Origin of the sequence: Rhizobium viscosum (genome assembly GCF_014873945.1) — a bacterium.
In the GTDB taxonomy this organism is placed as follows: Bacteria; Pseudomonadota; Alphaproteobacteria; order Rhizobiales; family Rhizobiaceae; genus Rhizobium; species Rhizobium viscosum.
The window spans coordinates 3,637,860-3,657,154 of record NZ_JADBEC010000001.1 but is presented as its reverse complement, the minus strand read 5'-3'; the positions used below and the strand labels follow the sequence as shown (position 1 = coordinate 3,657,154).

Genomic DNA, 19,295 nt, shown 5'->3' with positions numbered 1-19,295 from the left:
ATGGATCTCGACCGACTGGCCTCCGACATGCGTGCCTGGAGACGCGATCTCCACGCCCACCCGGAATTCGGCTTCGAGGAAAAGCGGACCTCGGCCTTCGTCGCTGAAAAACTCCGTGAATTCGGCTTCGACGATGTTGCGGAAGGTGTGGGCGGCACAGGTGTCGTCGGCACCCTGAAGCGCGGCAGCGGCAACCGCTCGATTGCGCTGAGAGCCGACATGGACGCCCTGCGCATTCCCGAGCAGGCCGATCGGCCTTATGCCTCGCGCAACCCAGGCGTCATGCATGCCTGCGGCCATGACGGCCACACCGCCATGCTGCTGGGTGCAGCCAGAATGCTCGCCGAAGACGGCGGTTTTGACGGCACGGTGCGCTTCATCTTCCAGCCCGCCGAAGAATGGGGCAAGGGCGCACTTGCCATGATCGAAGACGGTATTTTCGAGCGCTTCCCCTTCGACGAGATCTACGGCCTCCACAACATGCCGGGCCTTCCCGTCGGCCACTTCCAGACCCGCCCCGGCGCCTTCATGTCAGCGGAGGATAATTTCGAGATCGTGCTCAAGGGCACCGGCGGCCACGCTGCCCGCCCGCACGCGACCAACGAAGTGCTGGTCGCCGCCTGTGCGCTGGTCATGAACCTGCAGACGATCGTCGCCCGCCGCCTCGACCCGACCGATATCGGCGTCGTCTCCGTCACCGAACTCCTGACCGACGGCACCCGCAATGCGCTTCCCGGCCTCGCCCGCATTCTTGGCGATGCCAGAAGTTTCCACCCCGGCGTCAGCGCCGAAATCGAAAAGCAGATGCGGGTGATCGCCGAAGGCACCGCAAAGACCTACAACCTCGCCGCCGAAGTCACCTACACAAGGGAATTCATTCCCCTGTTGAACGACCCTGCCCTCACCGAAGAGGCCTTCGCAATTGCCCGCGACATCTTCGCGCCCGCCAGCATCGAGGTTCGAAAGGAACCGATGACGGCCTCGGAAGATTTTGCCCGCTTCCTCGGTCTCGTCCCCGGCTGCTTCGTTTTCCTCGGCAATGGAGAGGATTCAGCGCCGCTGCACAACCCGACGTTTGATTTCAATGATGATGGGCTGATCCATGGGACGAAGTTCCATGCGAGCATCGTGCGCAGGCGCCTTCCAATGACTGGAGGCTGAGGCCGACCATAGCGGGACGTTCATAAACGGCCGGCGGCGCAGGGAAGCGGACCCGCCTGCACTGCTGCGTCACCATGCAATCGCCATTTTGCACGCGACGGCTCCTCTCTTTCGCGCTATGAAGATTATCGATAATCCTGCCTCATCCGACACGGAGATCCCACATGGCTCTGAACATCCTTTTCATCGGCGGCACCGGCCAGATTTCCTATCCCTGCGTCGAGCGCGCCGTGGCTCAAGGCCACCAGGTCAGCGTGTTCAACCGCGGCCTGAGAGGCGATCCCCTGCCCGCGGGCGTCACCTCCATCGTCGGTGAGCTTGGATCATCTGTTTATGCCGATCTCGCCAGGGCCAATTATGACGTCGTCGCCCAGTTCATCGCCTTCACGCCGGATCAGATTGCTCGCGACATCGAGATCTTCTCCGGCCACTGCGGCCAATACATCTTCATCTCGTCGGCCTCGGTCTACGAGAAGCCGGCCCGCCACTATATCATCACCGAGGAGAAAACACCGGCGATCAACCCCTACTGGCCCTATAGCCAGGCCAAGATCGCCTGCGAGGAACTGCTGAAGAAGGCCGGCAACCTCGCCTGGACCATCGTCCGCCCCAGCCACACTGTCCGCACCGGCCTGCCCATCATGATGGGCGACAGCGATGTCATGGCGCGGCGCATGCTGGACGGCGAGCCGACCATCGTGGCGGGCGACGGCCATACGCCCTGGACGCTGACCCGCTCGGTCGACTTCGCCGTGCCCTTCGTCGGCCTCTTCGGCAAGCAGAAGGCCCTGCAGGACATCTTCCACATCACCAACGACCACGCCCACATCTGGGATGACATCCAGAAGGCAATCGCCCGCCTGCTCGGCGTCGAGGCCAAGATCGTCCATGTGCCGACAGACACGCTCATCAGGTATAATGCGGAATGGATCGGCCCGCTGACCGGCGACAAGGCCTGGACGGCGATTTTCGATAATTCCAAGGTTAAGAGTGTTGCCGGCGACTTCACCTGCGCCCAAAGCCTGGATGAAATCCTCGCCGAGCCGATCATGCACCTCAAGCAGCGTTTCGCGAAGGCCCGTCCGCCGAAGGGCGAATTCGATGCGCTGATCGATCGGATCTGCGCCGAACAGAGCGCTCTCGGATAGGCTATATCAACAATCAACCTTGATAGCGTATTGATACTAAAATCTAGATGATATCAGACAAAAAGGACTGTCGATCACTAGAGGCCGGTGGCTGCCACTCAGCATATTGATTGCTCACAAGGGAAAACTCAAATACGGAAGGTCAGTCACCCATCGTGTGGATGTTCGTCTGGTATGAGCTTTTTTCCTATTGTTGATGTGGAAAGCGAGATTGAGGTCATTGAGTATCTCGGTACCAAGGAGAAGTTCTGGTTCAAACGTGATGGCAAGCTTCAATTGCTGAAATTTGGCCGAGAGGAGACAGGAGAGAACTGGGCGGAAAAAATTGCCTGTGAGCTGTGTCAACTTCTCGCCTTGCCCCATGCTCACTACGATTTTGCTCGTTTCAAAGGCAAGTTGGGCGTACTAACGCCAAAAATGAACGAGGATGGTAGTGATCTTATCTTGGGTAACCAACTAATGGATCCTGCTCCGCCGACGAATGAGGGAACACGTTATAAGTATCGCGGTCACACCGTCAGTCGAGTCCTCGAAGCACTCAAGTCTACGGACGATCCCGAACTGAGCGTTCGTACTTTCAGTGGTTATCTAATGCTGGATGCGTGGATTGGAAACGGCGATCGCCACAATGAGAATTGGGGGCTTGTTCGCAACCCCGAAAGGCGCACAGTCAGTTTGGCTCCCACGTTCGACCACGCGTCAAGTCTGGGAAGAGAACTTCGCGACGAAGTGCGCGCCGAGCGCTTAAAAACCCGAGATAAACGGTATAGTGTCGAGGCATACGCAGCCAGAACAAGATCAGGTCTCTATGAGGAACAAACCAACAGTCAACCTCTTTATACGATCAACGCGTTTAAGATCGCGTGTTCAATAGGGAAATCGAATATGGACTTTTGGTTGGACAAGCTTTCAGCTGTAAGCGAAGCAGATGTTTCTGGTATTTTTAAACGAGTTCCGACTGCGCTAATCAGCAATGAGGCGTCCGCGTTCGCGATTGCAATGTTAGAGATCAACAAACAAAAGCTCTTGGGATTAAGATGATGCGAGCTTTCTTTTTGACCTGGCAAGATCCCGACACGCGACGGTGGCTCCCTGTCGCAAAACTAGTAAACATCGATAACAATTACATTTTCGGTTATACGGAAGGCGCCAGAATTTCGGACGCGTTCGTTCCCTTCGAAGGCATGCGCGACCTTTCATCCTTATACGTATCCGCCGATCTCTTTCCAATCTTCGCAAACCGCGTGATGAATGAGAGACGCCCGGAATACAGTCGGTATTTGGAGTGGGCGGGGCTCAAAAAAGATACCGATCCATTGGGCCTTATGGCACGGATTGGTGGCATTCGAGCTACAGACGGCTTTCAAGTTTTTCCGGTGCCCGAGAAAGGCACGGACGGCAAATTTCGTTCTGTATTTTTCAGCCACGGCATCAGCCACCTCCCGTCGATGGCTGCCGAGCGTGTTGTTTCTCTGAAGCATGGGGATTCACTATATCCGATGCACGATGTGCTGAATCCGTTTGACCCAAATGCTGTTTGTCTCAGAACGGCGGATCCCGTGGTAATCGTCGGTTATTGCCCGCGTTACATCTCACCAGACGTAAAAGTACTTTCAGATAATCCATCCTTAGAAATGACGATTGCTGTCAAGCAGGTTAATCACGATGCTCCTGCACAATTTCGACTTCTCTGCGAGGCTGCATGTTCTTGGCCAGAGCAATTTGTCCCATGTAGCAGCCCTGAGCACGAACTAATTAGCGCCCTCAAGGTAGAGGAAGTGCTCAGTGCTCTAGATTCATCGAAATCGTTTCAGCGCGCGACGGGATGATGTAGCGCGCTGAATAGGCGATCACGACGATGTTTAATAACCGCCACCGACCGTTGTTTCTCCGGTCCGTGCGCCTTCCTCGGCTAATCCTTGCTGCAATCTACGGCACCGAGCGGATGCTTTACTATCGTGACTTGTTGCCCATCGGCTGGAGGAGTGGAGAAGAAAGATTATGTGGCTGTGGCATTCTACCAACGGAACTGGCCCGGCAATGATCGTTTTCAACCGGAGGTCTTGTTAAATTTTCAAATGCGCGAAGGCACTTCATCACCTCACGCAGCCCCCGCGTCAGATGTTTGTCGCGCCGGATGACCATGCCGAGCTGGCGCACGAGCGGCGGCTGAACGGGTGACGTCACGAACCGGCCCCGGTCGCGCTTCAGGGCAAGCCCGGGGAGTACGGACCATCCGAGCCCCGCAGCGACCAGCTCCTTGATCGCCTCGACGCTGCCGAACTCCATGGTGGGCTGGCTCCTGATGCCGGCGGTCTCGAACCATTCGTCGATGGCGCGGCGCGTATTGCCGCCCTCATAGAGCATCATGACCTTGTCCTTGAAGAAATCAGGCGCCGGGCCACCCTCCGGCATCGTGCTTCCGTTGGGCGCCACGGCGACAAGCTCATCCTCGTAAAAGGGCTCGATCTCGATAGAGCGGCCGGATGCCGGCAACGTCACGACGGCGATATCCAGCGCATTGGTTTCGAGATCGCGCACCATCTCATCGGTATTGCCGACTCGAACCAGGATTTCCAGGCCCGGCATGCGCTTCTTGGCAGCAGCGATTGCCCGCGGCAGCAGGTGGATCGAAGCCGTGCCGCCGCTGCCGATCCGCACGCGGCCCACCGCGCCCTCCTTATAGGGCGCCATCGCCTCCTCGGCCACCGCGCATTCGCCAAGGATCCGGCGCGCATGGGCCAGCAGTTCGACACCCGCCGCAGACGGCTGCGCCCGGCGGCCGACGCGTTCGATCAGCCGAACTCCCATCCTCTGCTCCAGAAGCTTGACCTGCAGGCTGACGGCCGGCTGCGTCAGCCCTGCCCTTTCGGCCGCAGCGGTGAAACTGCCGAGATCGACGACGCTGACGAAGGCGGCAAGCTGGTCGAGATTCAGCATCAAAAGAATTCCTTATGGATTGTATAAAAACCATAAACTTCCTTGCATGCATGTGCCAGTGCATTTTGAGGCGTCCGAGACGAATGCTGGAGATGCCCGATGACAACGGATGTGGAATTACTGACGACAAGGGATCGCGCCCCGAGCGGCGGCTTTGTCAGGCGCTGCGTGATGCGCCTCAACCTCTATTTCAGCAAGCGCCGGGAGCGGCTGGTCCTTTCCGGACTGTCCGACGATCAGCTCCGCGATATCGGCGTCAGCCCTTCGGAGGCGAGGACCGAGGTCAACAAGTCATGGTTCTGGGGCTAGCGGCCGCCGGGTTTTAAATGACGCACCGGGGCTGGAGAAAACCGGCCTGCCTCTTATGTCTCTGCCATCAGGGAGAAAACAAAAGAGGAGCGCCCCATGCACAAGAACACGATCTGCGTCTGGTACGACAAACACGCCGAAGAAGCCGCCCGCTTTTACGCCGGGGTCTTTCCGGACAGCAAGGTCGGCGCCATCCACCGCGCCCCCGGTGACTATCCGTCGGGCCAGCAGGGAGACGTACTGGTCGTGGAATTCACGGTTGCCGGCATTCCCTGCATCGGGCTCAATGGCGGCCCCTCGATCAAGCACAGCGAGGCCTTCTCGTTCCAGATCTCGACGGAAAATCAGGAAGAGACTGACCGCTACTGGAATGCGATCGTCAACAATGGCGGCCAGGAAAGCGAATGCGGCTGGTGCAAGGACAAATGGGGCGTCTCCTGGCAGATCACCCCGCGCGTCCTGATGGAAGCGATGCAGGCCGGCGGGGCCGAGGCAAAGCGCGCTTTCGACGCGATGATGACCATGCGCAAGATCGACGTCGCCGCAATAGAAGCAGCTCGCCGTGGTTGAGGTGGCGATCTTGCAAGAGTAGGATCACGGAACGGCCGACAGGTCCGATCCCTCGAACAATAGCCGAGGCCTGTTCCACAGGCATCGGCTTTCCAAGCCGATAACATGGCCTGTTATCGGCTTATTCGGCTTGGTCTCTCGCTCATGGCACTTCCGGAAAAATGCCGCCGCTGATGGCACGTGCCGTCATTTCGAGGCGAGCGAATTCGGTTCCCCCCGGCATCTTCCCGCAAATCCCGAAATCTTCCCCCACTCTCGCGAAACAGGAGTATTCCGATGGCCGAAGCCCGATGCAGCTGCGGCGCGCTCAAATTGGCGCTGCCGGATAAACCAAGTGCGGTGATCGCCTGTCACTGCATCGAATGCCAGAGACGGACAGGCGCCCCCTTTGGCGCCGGCGCCTTCTATCCGGCCGAAGCCGTCAGCGTCTTCGGAACGGCCAGGCAGTACACGCGCGCTGCGGCGAGCGGTGGAAAGGTGCATTCCTATTTCTGCGAAAACTGCGGCTCGTCGGTCTACTGGAAGGCCGACAACCTGCCCTCCATGATCGGCGTGGCGCTCGGAACGATGACCGGCATGAGCCAATTTCCGGCTCCCGCCAAATCGATCTTCGAGCAGTCGAAACACCATTGGGTGCAGATCGAGGGTGTCGGCGAGCATTTTCAGCAGGGCAGCACTATCAGGCAGTCGAGCTGATACTCGCCCTTGATCTCGAAAGATTTTCAAAATTTCTAATTGAGATTGCAGCCGGAAGGTGATTCCATGCGGCCCGCGTCGCCTGATACGCCCGCTTCTCACCAGATGCTGCACCAAAGAGGTCTAAGTCGATCATGTCGATTTCAGATGCGATCTATCGCCCTTTTGAAAGCCTGATCCGGCCGCTCGATATCCCCTACCGGCCGCTGCCGTCGAAGGGGCCGGTGACGGTGCTCCTGCATTTCATCTCGATGTTTCGCGGCATCCTGATCACGCTCGCCCTTTGCACCATGGCGATCGAGGCCATGAATCTGACGATCGTCTGGGGCCTGTCGGTCATCGTCGATGGCGTCACGCAGCAGGGGGCCGCCGCCTTCCTGCACAATGACCGGTCGCTGCTGATCTTCCTCGGCCTGATGCTTTTCCCCGCCATCCCGATTGGCTCCTTCCTCGTCAATACGCTGAACTCGCACACGCTCGGTATCGGCATGCCGGCCGCCATCCAGTGGCAGGGTCACAGAGCGGTGGAGCGGCAGGATCTCGCCTTCTTCCACGATCTCTATGCCGGCCAGGTCGCCTCGCGCCTGCAGCAGGTGGCGTCCGCCGTCCAGCAGCAGGTTATGTCGGCCTTCCAGTCCATCCCGCGCTTCATCATGCAGATGGTCGGCTCCGTCATCCTCTTGAGCGCACTTTCCTGGCAGCTTGCCCTGCCGGCCATCGTATGGATCACGCTCAACGTGCTGCTCGCCGTCAAGCTGGCGCCTGTATTCACCGAACGAGCACGCCGCTCCGCCAAGCGGCGCAGCCTGATTTCCGGCGCCATTACCGATCTCTACGCCAATATGCAGACGGTGAAACAATTCGCCGCCGAAGATAGCGAGGCGGGCACTATCCGCGGCATCATCGGCAAGGCGATCAAGGCCCAGCAAAGCGAACAGCGTATCTATCGGACCGCAGAGGTTATCGTCGTCGTCCTCAACGTGACGCACTGGCTGGCCATCCTGTCGATCGGCTTTACCGGGCTCGTTGATGGTTTCGTCACGATCGGCGAATTCACTGCCGCCGTTTATGTTCTCAACCGGCTGTCCGGTCACACATTTACATTCCTGCAGATGGGCCAGCAGATTTTCCAGGCGATCGGCACCATCAAGGACGCCATGCCGGTCATGACGACACCGCCCACCATCACCGACCGGCCGGATGCGCAGGACCTTGTCGTTCCGAACGGCGAAATCCGTTTCGAGGACGTTCGTTTCGCCTACAAATCCCGCAAGCCCGTCATCGACAACCTGTCATTGACCGTCCGTCCCGGCGAAAAAGTTGGCCTCGTCGGCCTCTCGGGTGCCGGCAAAACGACGCTCGCCAACCTGCTCCTGCGCTTCTACGACATCAAGGACGGCGCGATCCTCATCGACAACAAGGATATCCGCTCGGTCACCCAGTCGAGCCTTCGCCGCGCCATCGGCGTCATCGCGCAGGATGTCGCACTGCTGCACCGTTCGGTCGGCGACAACATCCGCTACGGACGGCCGGAGGCAACGCAGGAGGAGATAGAGAGCGTGGCAAGGATGGCGAGCGCCGATGCCTTCATCGCCGATCTCGCTGACAGCGAAGGCCGCAAGGGCTACGAGGCCTATGTCGGCGACCGTGGCATTAAGCTCTCGGGTGGCCAGCGCCAGCGCGTCGCTATTGCCCGCGTGCTCTTGAAGAACGCCCCGATCCTGGTGCTCGACGAGGCAACCTCGGCTCTCGACAGCGAATCCGAAGCCGCCATCCAGGAGCGGCTGAACCTCGTGATGGAAGGCAAAACCGTCATCGCCATCGCCCACCGCCTGTCGACCATCTCAAGCATGGACCGCATCGTCGTGCTCGACCACGGCCGCATCATCGAGGAGGGCCGCCCGGAGGAACTGATCGAAAGTGACGGGCTGTTTGCCCGGCTGTGGAGGCGCCAGACGGGTGGGTTTATTCCCGAAGAGATCGAGGAGATAGGATCGGAATAGCGCCCAAACCAGAGCCAGCGCCTACGCCACAACCTGCGACCTCTACGGAGCCTCGCCTTCCTCCCGCTCCAGCAGCCATTTCCCGAATTCCTGCATCACCTTGACGACGGGAACGAGCCGCTTACCATCCTCGGTCAACTGATATTCCACCGTCACCGGCACTGTCGGAAACACCGTGCGTTTGATCAGCCCTGCCTCTTCCAGAGCACGCAGATCCAGGGTCAGCATGCGCTGCGAAATACCGGGAACGCAGCGGCGCAGCTCGTTAAAGCGCCTGGGGCCGTCGAGCAGGAAATAGACGATCAACAGTCGCCATCGACCGCCGAGCAGCCGCATCGCCTCCTCGACGGTGCAGTTGGTCACGCTTTCTTTCAAGTGGGCTATCCTCCCGGTATAAAATATGTACCTACACCACAATATAGTGCCTTCTTCAAAAAATATCCCGCCCTTTCTAGATTGGCCGCGAACCAGAATCCTGGTAGACATCGAAAAGGGAAAACCATGAAATTATATTATCTTGCGGCCGCCTGCTCGCTCTCGCCGCATATCGTACTCAACGAACTCGGCATCGATGTCGAGCTCGTACCAGTCGACAACAGGAAGCACACATTCGGCGATGGCGAGGATTTCGAAGCGGTCAATCCACTGGGATATGTTCCCGCCCTCGAGCTCGATGACGGTACTGTTCTCACCGAAGGCCCGGCGATCGTCCAATACCTCGCGGATCTGAAACCGGAACTGAAGCTGGCGCCGGCCAATGGCACGATGGAGCGTTACCGGCTGCAGCAATGGCTGAACTTCCTGTCCTCGGAAATCCACAAGGGTTTCATTCCCCTGCTCTATGCGCGGCTTGCCGGCCCCTATGTCGAGACGGCGAAACCGAAGCTCGAAAAGCGCTACGCCCATATCGACGCGGAACTCGCCACCCGCCCCTATATATCAGGTGAGAACTTCACAGTTGCCGATGCCTATCTCTTCGCCCTTACCGGCTGGGGACAGGCGCCATGGCTGACCTCCTACTACAGGGCAGATATCCACTTCGACGGCTTGTCGAATCTGCAAGCCTGGTACGAGCGGGTGCAATCTCGCCCCTCCGTTCAAAAGGCGCTTCGGGCCGAAGGGCTCGTGAAGGCTTAAGCGGGCGGCTTCGTCGCGCAGATCGCAAAACGATCCTGCACCATCCGCTCCAACCCGCGCAGGAGGGGCATCTTGCACGCACCCAGGATCTTAACCCTCTCGTTGCTCATTCGTCGGCTCGGGAACATGAGAGCAGGCCCATTCAAACGCTTCGTCGATGGCCGCAAACTTGACCGCCTGCCAGTGTCGATAGTCACGGATCAGTTCTGCTGCGAGCCAGAAATCACCGCGGTCGCCGGAAGCGTCCCATCCACAAATCTCAAGCACCTGGGCACGCTCGAAAAGGCGCCGCGCGTGGGTTCGGGAGATGGCGTAGCGCCTGGAGAATTCTCCGATGCGCAAAGGCCCGATAGACATGCGCGTTTCCAGCTCCTTTTCCGGCGGCAATCGAGACATCAGGTCGTGCAGGATGTTGCTGCCGGAAGCGGTTCGAACGAATGTGTCCACGCTTTGCGAAGGGCTGGCCCAGTTCGGGTCGTGAAAGAGGCTCTCCGACATCCTTGGCTGCGCATACCAGAGCAAACGCCGATCGGCCGATGACCGTAGGGATCGGGTACCTCCATCGAGCGTGTCGAGTGATTTCAAATGTTCGTCGAACCATTCGCGGATCAAGGTTTCGGCAGTTTCGGAAATTCTGAGCGGACGAACCCGCTTGTCCGCGCGTTCATGAACATCGACTAGGAGACCGTAATTACGCATCTCCGCCAGATGTGCGAATGCCGTGTTCTTGGAGGCAATGCCACTGTCTGCGATGAGGGCCTTCAGGTTAGCGGCCGTAAGGCCCGGATGAGATGGTGACGTGACACGCTGAAAATGAAAAGCCAGAATTGACTGCGTCAGCAACCACCGTTTCATGTCTGCGGTATAGCGCACGATACGGGGCGCGGCATCGTGCATGGCAATGAGCTTCAGCGCAGCATCCTTCAAGGCGAGCCCGTAAAGGCGATTTTCCACAATGGCCTCGACGGTCAAAGCCTCCGCCGCATCGGTGGCGGCGCGCATTGCGGCTGATATGGAAGTCAACGGATCTCTCCAGGCAGGTTTGAATTGGGCAAGCTACGGCCTGAGCGACCTGCAGCCTGCCCTCGCGGCGGGTTGGTTATGCCCTTGCGCGCTCCAAGCGCTTCCTTGGACGCGGGTCATATCGACATCGCCAGCTTCCTCCGCCAGCAGTCGGCCATCTCCTGCTGCACTATGTCCCTTAAAATAGAATTGCAAAATATTGCCATCCATCCCGTCGGGACCGATCTTGTCGCGTGACCGATCAAAATGCCGCCCCGATCCGGGACGATCACGCATCCGATAACGGCGCTCCAAAAAGACCTTGAGCGATATTTTCCAGCTCGACCGGTTTATCGCAGAGAATATAGCCGCCAAACCGCCCCGGAATGATGGACGGATCATAGGCCGTGGCGAACACGAAGGGTATGCCGAGTTCTTCAAGGCGTTCTGCCACGGGAAATACCAGCGTATCGGACAGAAAAACATCGAGAATGGCGGCATCGATCTGGTGATCTTCGATCAGAGAGAGCGCATGGTCGACGCGCGGTGTCGGACCAACCACGACCGCGCCGAGCTTGTTGAGCTTTTTGCGGGTTTCGTCTGCAAGCAGAAATTCATCCTCGACGACGAGTACTCGCTTTCCGGCAAACAGGGCACTGTGGGGAAAGCTGGATTTCAATGGCTCACTCTGCTTTGCTGCTAGTTGAGCGGGAACGAGAGACTGACAGTTAAACCGTCGGGATCGAAATTAGTTTCAACCTCCCCTCCGAGCCGGTAGCCGATTTCCCCGTGCATCAATGACATTCCAAATCCATCTGCCCGCGGTTCCTTGACTGCCGGACCGCCGCGTTCGCGCCAGTCGAGGACGAAAGAGCGATCTTCGAGCTGCCATCGTATATCGATGTGGCCCTCGCCATTGCTCAAGGCTCCGTATTTGGCGGCGTTGGTCGCAAGCTCGTGGATGACCATTCCGAGCGCAAGCCCGCGCTGCGGGTTGAGTTTGTATTGCGGGCCGTCGAGCGTGATGCGCTCAGCGCCGAATGGCGTCAGTTCCAGGCTTATCAGCTCCTGCACGGACGCCTCCTTCCAGTGTTCGCGCGAAAGCAGGCCATAAGTTCGCGACATGGCCTTCAACCGGCCGACGAAGGCCGCGTGAAACTCCTCCGGGGAGGCCGCGGATTCCAGCGTCTGGGTCGCGATGCTGATCGTCACCGCGAGCATATTCTTGACGCGATGATTGAGCTCCGAGATCAGCACCTTCTGGTGCTCTTCGGCTTCGGCCAGCGTGGTGACGTCGATCAACGTCACGATCACACCATCGATCTTGTTGTTGTCGCCGCGATAAGGAAGCAGGCGCCCTAGGAAATGACGCCCCTGGTCGTCGCGCGGAAGGTGATGATCACGGCTTTGCCCCGAAGCAAAAACCTCGGCGATATGGTCGTTCAGCTCCGGATAGTCGATATTGCTGGAGAGTTCGGTCAGCGGCCGGCCGACATCGGAGGCGCGCAGCTTGAAAAAATTCGACGCAGTCGGCGTGAAATTGCGGATGACCAGGTTGCGGTCTAGGAAGATCGTCGCGATCTGCGTGGCGTCGAAGAGGTTTTTCAGGTCGTTATTGGCCCGGTCAAGTTCCTCGACCTTGCTGTTGAGTTCGGCATTGATCGTGTTGAGCTCTTCGTTGAGGGACTGCATCTCCTCCTTGGAAGCCTCAAGCTCTTCGTTGGAGGATTGCGCCTCTTCGTTGACAGATACCAGCTCTTCGTTGGATGACTTCAGCTCCTCGAGTGCCGTCTCATATTCCTCGATCGTCGACTGCAGGCGCTCGCGTGTATCGCGCAGCTCCCGCTCGAGATCGGCAGTCCCCTCCTGGTTTCGCTGGGCGTGTTCGGCTTCCGAGCGTGCCTGCGACGGTCCGAGGGTTTGAAAGAGAACGACGTAGAGCGCTTCGCTTGACCCGCGATTGCCGAGCGGCTCGACGGCCAGCGACACCAGCTGGACGCGGCCGTCATCGTCGTCGACAACGATATTGTCTTTGGTGACGCGCTGTCTCGATGATGCGCATTCGCGCAGGGCGGCCCTGAGATCGAGCCGCAAATCCCGCCTTGCCATGTTGCTCAACTGGCGGCTTGGCGCCCCTTGCGGCACTTCCAGAAATTTGCTCGTCCGCCCCGATGAATAGACGACATCGCCGTCCGCATTCACCACGACGTGAGCGGGCGCGAATGATTCCAGCACCTGCGCTTCGACCGCCTGCCGTAACTGTAGGCCGCCGAGTCCGCGCGGCTCGATTTTTGCAGAGGCCGGGAAAGGCGTGTACCGTTCGTCCCCGGCCAGGATTGGAAGACGGTGCCCATTGGCGTGCTCCCGCGCCTGGAAGATGCGGTTCTTCTTGTCGGTCGTGGTAAAAAGATCTCCGTGCTGGCCGATCCCTTCCGAAGTGCCGAGAAAGAGATAGCCTCCCGGTTTCAGCGCATAGTGGAATGTCGGGATGACCCGGTTCTGCACATCAGGCCCGAGATAGATAAGAAGATTGCGGCAGGACACGAGGTCCATGCGGGAAAAGGGCGGATCGCGGATGACGCTGTGCGGCGAGAAGATGCACAGCTCACGGATGGCGCTGCTTGCGACGAAACTGGCGCCGTCGCTGCTGAAATACTTCTTCTTGCGCGCGCTTGAAACGCCCTCCAGCAGCGCCTCCGGATAACGCGCCGTCCTGGCGATCTGCAGCGCAGGTTCATCGATGTCGGTCGCAAATATCTGCACCCTCGGTACCTGCGACAGTTTCTCCATGTACTCGCGCATGAGAATGGCGATCGAATAGACTTCCTCACCCGTTGCGCAACCTGGCACCCAGATACGCACCGTATCGGTTGCGGTTCTGCCGGCAAACAATTGCGGGATGACAATGGTTTCAAGCAGCGCGAATGCGTCGACATCGCGGAAGAAATTGGTCACGTTGATCAATAGGTCGCTGAAAAGCCTCGAAACCTCATCGGGATCCTGCTCCAGCGAAGCGACATAGGCCTTGATGGTCTTCAATTGCCTGACCTGCATGCGCCGACGCACTCGCCGCAGGAATGTCTTGGTCTTGTACCCGGAAAAATCATGGCCGGTGTGGTTGCGAAGGATCGCATAGATACGCTCGCGGGACTGTTCGAGATCGCTCACCTTGTGCCCGTCAGCTTCGCCGAGGGAAATAAGGTCGAAGCTGCGCGTGAAGGCGACCAGCTTTTCGCCCATCTGCTCGGCCGGCAGGGCAAGATCGATGAGACCGCTGGAAATCGCGCTTTGCGGCATATCCGGATTACGCGGGCCCGAGCCGTCGGCAATCTGCGCAACCGTCAGACCGCCGCGCTCCTTGATTGCCTTGACACCGAGCGTCCCGTCGCCGTCGCCCCCGGACAGGATGACACCAACTGCAAATTCGCCCTGATCTTTCGCAAGCTCGCCGAAGAAGACATCGATGGGCTTGCGCTCCCTCGAATTGACGTCGAGCGGCTTGACCAGAAGCACACCGTCATGAAGGCTCAGCACCACATTTTCCGGCATGACGTAGACTGTTTCGGGAACCACCTTCACCCTGTCGGCGGCAAGCACCACTTCCATGTCCGTATAGCGGGCGATGACCTCGTGCAGGCGGCTTTCCCGTCCCGGGCTCAAATGGGTCACGATCACAAACGCCATGCCGCAGCGCGCAGGCAAGCCCTGGAAGAAACCTTCCATGGCGGGTATCCCGCCGGCCGAAGCGCCGATACCGACGATCGGAAATTTCGGATTTGCCTCTACCATTTAACCGCTCCTCAAGACCGAAGATGGCGGCCCTTGCACTCGGTAGAATTAGGGTGCAGACCTCTCTTTGGCAATCTCCATTTACTCGCGGAACTTCTCCCTTATTCGCCGCGTTGGAGACGTGATGAGATGGAGTGCTCACGTGGAAGAGAAGCTGGGACACGTGCTTGTTGTCGAGGACGAATATCTGATAGCGCTCGATCTCGTGGAGGTTCTCGAACAGCACGGGGCAATCATCGTCGGCCCCTTTTCAAGCATCGCGCATGCAAGGGCCGCGATCGAAGATGCCGCCAAGCTCGACGGCGCAGTGATCGATATCAATATCAGGGGAGAATTAAGCTTTCCCATCGCCGATCTTCTTCGGCAAAGGCAGGTCCCGTTCATCTTTACGAGCGGTTACGACCAGGTCGTCATCCCGTTGTCCCTCTCCGAGGTACCACTGGTGTCAAAGCCCGCCGATTCCAGCGAAATAGTTGGATTGCTCGCAAACCTCATCGGCAAGGGACGCCCGGCCCTTCAATAACTGGAAATCGCGGGCGCCGCGCGCAAAGCAAAGGCCTCGTAAAACCCTAAGCCGGCGGCTTCGTCGCGCAGATCGCAAAACGATCCTGCACCATGCGCTCCAGCCCGCGCAGGAAGGGCATCTTGCGCGCCTGCGCCCAATGGATATCCGAAAGCTTGCGGTCTACGACGATGTCCTCAAACCCCGCCTGCCGCAGCAGTTCGACGATCGCCTCGGCCGGCATCTTGTCGGAGAAATAGACGCGCGAGCGGATAGCCTGGTGGCGAGCCATCATCTCGGGCTTCATGTGGCTCGCAGGCGCCTTGCCGGTGAGCTTCGTCCAGACTTTCTGCAGGCCCTTGACCCAGGTTTCCTTGCCCATGTTGCCGTCGACGATCAGCACCTTGCCGCCGGGCTTCAGCACGGAAAACCATTCGCGGAAGGCCGAGGGCGGATCGACTAGCGTCCAGACGAGGTGCCGGTTGGTGATCACGTCGTAGCTGTCCTTCGCCTCCATCGTGTTTTCCGCGTCACCCGAGACGAAGCGGATATCGGTGCCGCGCTTCTTCGCCTTGGCCCTAGCCTGCGCCAGCATCGCATCCGACCAGTCGAGCCCCGTCACACTGAAGCCCGCCCCATGCATGAGATGGGAGATGACCGCCGTGCCGCAGGCAAGGTCGAGCGCCGCCCGTCCCTGCCCCTCGCCGAGGTGTTTGCGGATCAGCCGCTGCCAGCCGGCGCGCTCAGCTTCGGAAAAGATTTCGTGGCCGACACTATCGTCGAACGTCGCTGCGCGTTCCGACCAGAAGTCCCGGATTTCATCGCGAATGGAGTAGTCTGTGTTCATCGTATTCATCATCTGCACCCTGACGCCGAACTTACTTTGGAAATGCTCTAAAACATAAAACTTGATTCCAAAAGTCAGTTTTTCTATGCCTCGGGACATTACCAAGGACGGGGAGAGTTTCCAGATGAATTTTATGAAATTGCTTCGACTATCCGCAGTTGCGGTTGCGGGTCTGATGCCACTCCAGGCTTTGGCCGATCCCTTCACCATCAAAGATGTCGCCGGCCGCGAAGTCACTTTCGACAAGCCGGTCGAGCGCGTGATCCTCGGCGAAGGCCGCATGCTCTATGCCGTCGCCCCGATCGAGAAGGACGATCCCTTCGCCAAGATCGTCGGCTGGCGCAACGATCTCTGGACCACCGACAAGGACGGCTTCAACGCCTATGTCGAGAAATTCCCCAAAGGCAAGGACCTGCCCTTCCTCGGCAACCTGACGGACGGCACGCTGCAGACCGAGACCGTCGTGGCTCTCCACCCCGATGTCATGCTGCTGCCGATCGGTAACAAGAAGGCCGCCGACGAGGTGAAGCTCGAGGACATGCTGAACAAGATCGGCGTGAAGATTGTCTATATCGATTTCCGCGAGCACATCCTCGACAATACCGAGCCGAGCCTGAAAATCCTCGGCAAGATCTTCGGCCATGAAGACCGCGCTGAAGCCGTCGCCGCCTATTGGAAGCAGCAGATGGCGCGCGTCACCGATAAGCTCAAGGAAGCCAATCCGAAGAAGCCCAAGGTGTTCATGTACCGCGCCGCCGGACTCGTCGAATGCTGCGGCACCTTTGGTCCCGACAATTTCGGTCTGATGGTCGATTGGGCCGGTGGCCACAATCTCGGCTCGGATTTCCTGCCCGGCTATACAGGCTCGATCAATGCCGAGCAGGTCGTCGCCTCCAACCCTGACGTCGTCGTCGTGACCGGCTCGAACTGGAGCCAGACCAAGGACGCCAAGGATTATGTCAATGTCGGCCCCGCCGCTGCGGCCACCATCGACGACAGCCGCAAGGCGCTGGATGCACTCGTGCAAAACCCGGCCTTCACCGGCTCCAAGGCCGTTGCCGATGGCAATGTCCACGCGATCTGGCACCAGTTCTACACGAGCCCCTACCAGTTCGTCGCCGTACAGCAGATGGCCAAGTGGTTCCATCCGGACCTCTTTGCCGATCTCGATCCGGATGCGACTTTCAAGGAATTCCACGAGAAGTTCCTGCCCGTCGCCTATCAGCCGGGTTACTGGGTCGACGCCAAGGCCGGAAAGTAAGGCCAATGGCAGAGATCGCCGCCATGCCGATCGAAGCCGAGGAAGGCAGGGCGCGTTACCGCGCCCTCGCCCGCCGCAAGTTTTTGATCCTCGTTGCCATGACGGCAGCGCTCTGCCTGTCCTTCGCCGTCGATCTCGCCTGGGGTCCTGCCCGCTACGGCCTCGGCGAGGTCGTGACCGCCCTCTTCTATCCCGATGCCGTCTCGGCGCAGGTCCGCGCCGTCGTCTGGGATATCCGCATGCCGGTCGCCGTCATGGCGATCGTCGTCGGTGCCTCGCTATCGGTCGCGGGCGCGCAGATGCAGACGATCCTTGCCAATCCGCTGGCAAGTCCTTTCACGCTCGGCATTTCCGCCGCCGCAAGCTTCGGCGCGGCACTCGCGATCGTCACCAGCGTGCCGATCCTGCCCGTTGCCGCCGGCCTGCTCGTGCCGGTCAATGCCTTCATCATGGCGCTCATCGCCACCCTCTTCATCCATTTCATCTCGCAGGCGCGCGGCGTCTCGGTGCAGACGGTCGTGCTGCTCGGCATCGCCCTCGTCTTCACCTTCAACGCGGCTCTCGCCTTCCTGCAATATCTCGCCTCCGAACAGGCGCTCTCGGCCGTGGTCTTCTGGACCATGGGCAGCCTGACCAAGGCCACCTGGCCGAAGATCTGGATCACGCTTGCCGTATTGCTGATTTCCCTGCCGCTCTTTGCCCGCCACGCCTGGGCGCTGACTGCGATCCGCCTCGGCGAAGACAAGGCGGCAAGCTTCGGCGTCAATGTGCGCCGCATCCGGCTGGAAACGATGCTGATCATCTCGCTGCTCGCCGCCGTGCCCGTCAGCTTCGTCGGCACGATCGGCTTCGTCGGCCTCGTCGGCCCGCATATCGCCCGCATGATCCTCGGCGAGGACCAGCGTTTCTTCCTGCCGGGCTCGGTTCTTTCAGGCGCCTTGCTGCTCTCAGTGACCTCTGTCGTCTCGAAGTCGATCATCCCGGGCGTCGTCTTTCCGATCGGCATCATCACGGCGCTCGTCGGCGTGCCATTCTTCTTCTCGCTCATCCTCTCGAACAGGAGCCGCTCATGGTAGCGCTTCAGCTGCAATCGGTCGGCGCCTATCACGGCCGCAAGCTCTTCGTCGAAAACGTCAGCACGCCGAAGCTGACTGCCGGCGAGCTCGTCGCCGTCATTGGCCCGAATGCCGCCGGCAAGTCGACGCTCTTCAAGCGCATTACCGGCCTCCTGAAAGGACCGGGAAACGTGCTGGTCGAGGGCGCAAAGGCCAAAAATGCCATCAGCTACATGCCGCAGGATACCTCGGCCAATGCGGTGCTGACGGTCTATGAATCGATCCTGCTTGCCCGCAAACAGGGCCAGTCCTGGGGTGTCGGCGATCAGGATCTGCGGCTGATCGACGACATCATGAAGGCGCTGAATATCGAGGCGATCGCCTTCCGCGATCTCGGCGCTCTCTCCGGCGGCCAGCGCCAGCTGGTTTCCATCGCCCAGGCCCTGGTGCGGGAACCCGAGATCATGCTGATGGACGAGCCGACCAGCGCGCTCGACCTTCACCGCCAGGTGGAAGTGCTCGATTTCATGCAGCGACAGGCCCGCAAGCGCGGCATGATCGTGCTGATCGCCATCCATGATCTCAACCAGGCACTCCGCTTCGCCGACAAGGTTCTGATTATCCAGAACGGCCGCATGCGCGCCTGCGGCAAGCCGCGCGATGTCGTCACCGTCGACATGCTGCGCGAGGTCTACAAGATCCACGCCCGCATCGAGAAATGCTCTATGGATCATGACCATGTCATCGTCGACGGCACGGCGCATTAGAGCATGTCGCGCAAAGCGCGAAGCGGTTTTCGGATAATCCGATACCCGACGAAAAACCAGGAGCGCCGGAAAACCGACGCCCCTGTTTCAGACCGTTGCTGACGTCAG

The 19,295-nt window shown here is 59.3% G+C and carries 19 protein-coding genes and 1 pseudogene; 13 read left to right on the top strand and 7 right to left on the bottom strand.

Annotated features, from left to right (window positions below; genetic code table 11):
• The 4 genes from H4W29_RS17945 to H4W29_RS17930 all read left to right on the top strand — a co-directional run bounded on the left by H4W29_RS17945 (position 1) and on the right by H4W29_RS17930 (position 4,138).
• Positions 1-1,161, top strand: coding sequence for a M20 aminoacylase family protein (locus tag H4W29_RS17945; RefSeq protein ID WP_192730106.1), 1,161 nt, complete (start codon positions 1-3; stop codon positions 1,159-1,161).
• 164 nt (positions 1,162-1,325) lie between these two features.
• Positions 1,326-2,309 carry an SDR family oxidoreductase gene (locus H4W29_RS17940; protein ID WP_192730105.1) on the top strand — a complete coding sequence of 328 codons (984 nt, stop codon included), beginning with the start codon at positions 1,326-1,328 and terminating at the stop codon, positions 2,307-2,309.
• A gap of 174 nt (positions 2,310-2,483) precedes the next feature.
• Positions 2,484-3,350, top strand: a complete 867-nt coding sequence (locus H4W29_RS17935; RefSeq protein WP_192730104.1) for a HipA domain-containing protein — start codon at positions 2,484-2,486, stop codon at positions 3,348-3,350.
• Entirely contained in the window at positions 3,347-4,138 is a 792-nt protein-coding gene (locus H4W29_RS17930; protein ID WP_192730103.1) for an HIRAN domain-containing protein, read from the top strand. Before H4W29_RS17935 ends, H4W29_RS17930 begins: the two co-directional genes overlap by 4 nt.
• Positions 4,139-4,262: 124 nt before the next feature.
• On the opposite strand, the gene H4W29_RS17925 is transcribed toward H4W29_RS17930, so the two are convergent.
• A complete protein-coding gene (locus H4W29_RS17925) occupies positions 4,263-5,249 on the bottom strand; it encodes a LysR family transcriptional regulator (RefSeq protein ID WP_246517216.1) in 987 nt (328 codons plus the stop codon).
• A 99-nt stretch (positions 5,250-5,348) separates the two neighbouring features.
• On the opposite strand from H4W29_RS17925, the gene H4W29_RS17920 reads away from it, so the two are divergent.
• The 4 genes from H4W29_RS17920 to H4W29_RS17905 all read left to right on the top strand — a co-directional run bounded on the left by H4W29_RS17920 (position 5,349) and on the right by H4W29_RS17905 (position 8,827).
• The gene (locus H4W29_RS17920; protein ID WP_192730102.1) at positions 5,349-5,558 is read left to right on the top strand and encodes a DUF1127 domain-containing protein; all 210 of its coding nucleotides are present in this window, start codon (positions 5,349-5,351) and stop codon (positions 5,556-5,558) included.
• Between the two features lie 96 nt (positions 5,559-5,654).
• Complete coding sequence (locus H4W29_RS17915) at positions 5,655-6,128, top strand: VOC family protein (protein ID WP_192730101.1); 474 nt, start codon at positions 5,655-5,657, stop codon at positions 6,126-6,128.
• Between the two features lie 276 nt (positions 6,129-6,404).
• Complete coding sequence (locus tag H4W29_RS17910) at positions 6,405-6,824, top strand: GFA family protein (RefSeq protein WP_192730100.1); 420 nt, start codon at positions 6,405-6,407, stop codon at positions 6,822-6,824.
• A 134-nt stretch (positions 6,825-6,958) separates the two neighbouring features.
• A complete protein-coding gene (locus tag H4W29_RS17905; protein WP_192730099.1) occupies positions 6,959-8,827 on the top strand; it encodes an ABC transporter ATP-binding protein in 1,869 nt (622 codons plus the stop codon).
• Positions 8,828-8,869: 42 nt separating this feature from the next.
• Here H4W29_RS17905 and H4W29_RS17900 read toward each other — a convergent pair whose 3' ends face one another.
• Positions 8,870-9,202 (bottom strand): winged helix-turn-helix transcriptional regulator, encoded by a 333-nt coding sequence (locus H4W29_RS17900; protein ID WP_192730098.1) that lies wholly within the window; start codon positions 9,200-9,202, stop codon positions 8,870-8,872.
• A gap of 126 nt (positions 9,203-9,328) precedes the next feature.
• Between H4W29_RS17900 and gstA the strand changes: the two genes are divergently transcribed.
• Positions 9,329-9,964 carry a glutathione transferase GstA gene (gene gstA / locus H4W29_RS17895; RefSeq protein ID WP_192730097.1) on the top strand — a complete coding sequence of 212 codons (636 nt, stop codon included), beginning with the start codon at positions 9,329-9,331 and terminating at the stop codon, positions 9,962-9,964.
• Here the strand turns inward: gstA and H4W29_RS34785 are convergent.
• The 4 genes and pseudogenes from H4W29_RS34785 to H4W29_RS17880 all read right to left on the bottom strand — a co-directional run.
• Positions 9,961-10,044, bottom strand: a pseudogene (locus H4W29_RS34785) (SAM-dependent methyltransferase); the annotation flags it as partial. The gene gstA and the pseudogene H4W29_RS34785 overlap by 4 nt on opposite strands.
• Before the next feature lie 10 nt (positions 10,045-10,054).
• Entirely contained in the window at positions 10,055-10,966 is a 912-nt protein-coding gene (locus H4W29_RS17890) for a hypothetical protein (protein WP_192730096.1), read from the bottom strand.
• A 289-nt stretch (positions 10,967-11,255) separates the two neighbouring features.
• Complete coding sequence (locus tag H4W29_RS17885; RefSeq protein ID WP_192730095.1) at positions 11,256-11,645, bottom strand: response regulator; 390 nt, start codon at positions 11,643-11,645, stop codon at positions 11,256-11,258.
• 20 nt (positions 11,646-11,665) lie between these two features.
• The gene (locus H4W29_RS17880) at positions 11,666-14,755 is read right to left on the bottom strand and encodes a CheR family methyltransferase (protein ID WP_192730094.1); all 3,090 of its coding nucleotides are present in this window, start codon (positions 14,753-14,755) and stop codon (positions 11,666-11,668) included.
• Positions 14,756-14,897: 142 nt separating this feature from the next.
• Between H4W29_RS17880 and H4W29_RS17875 the strand changes: the two genes are divergently transcribed.
• Complete coding sequence (locus H4W29_RS17875; RefSeq protein WP_192730093.1) at positions 14,898-15,278, top strand: response regulator; 381 nt, start codon at positions 14,898-14,900, stop codon at positions 15,276-15,278.
• 46 nt (positions 15,279-15,324) lie between these two features.
• Here the strand turns inward: H4W29_RS17875 and H4W29_RS17870 are convergent, their stop codons facing one another.
• Positions 15,325-16,113, bottom strand: a complete 789-nt coding sequence (locus H4W29_RS17870) for a class I SAM-dependent methyltransferase (RefSeq protein ID WP_192730092.1) — start codon at positions 16,111-16,113, stop codon at positions 15,325-15,327.
• Between the two features lie 115 nt (positions 16,114-16,228).
• Between H4W29_RS17870 and H4W29_RS17865 the strand changes: the two genes are divergently transcribed.
• From H4W29_RS17865 to H4W29_RS17855, 3 genes are read left to right on the top strand one after another with little or no spacing between them, the layout of a single operon-like run.
• On the top strand, positions 16,229-17,365 hold the full coding sequence (locus H4W29_RS17865) for an ABC transporter substrate-binding protein (protein WP_192730091.1): 1,137 nt from the start codon (positions 16,229-16,231) through the stop codon (positions 17,363-17,365).
• A gap of 5 nt (positions 17,366-17,370) precedes the next feature.
• Entirely contained in the window at positions 17,371-18,441 is a 1,071-nt protein-coding gene (locus H4W29_RS17860; RefSeq protein WP_192730090.1) for a FecCD family ABC transporter permease, read from the top strand.
• A complete protein-coding gene (locus H4W29_RS17855) occupies positions 18,435-19,187 on the top strand; it encodes an ABC transporter ATP-binding protein (protein ID WP_192730089.1) in 753 nt (250 codons plus the stop codon). The genes H4W29_RS17860 and H4W29_RS17855 overlap by 7 nt, the downstream gene beginning before the upstream one ends.
• Positions 19,188-19,295: the final 108 nt, after the last annotated feature.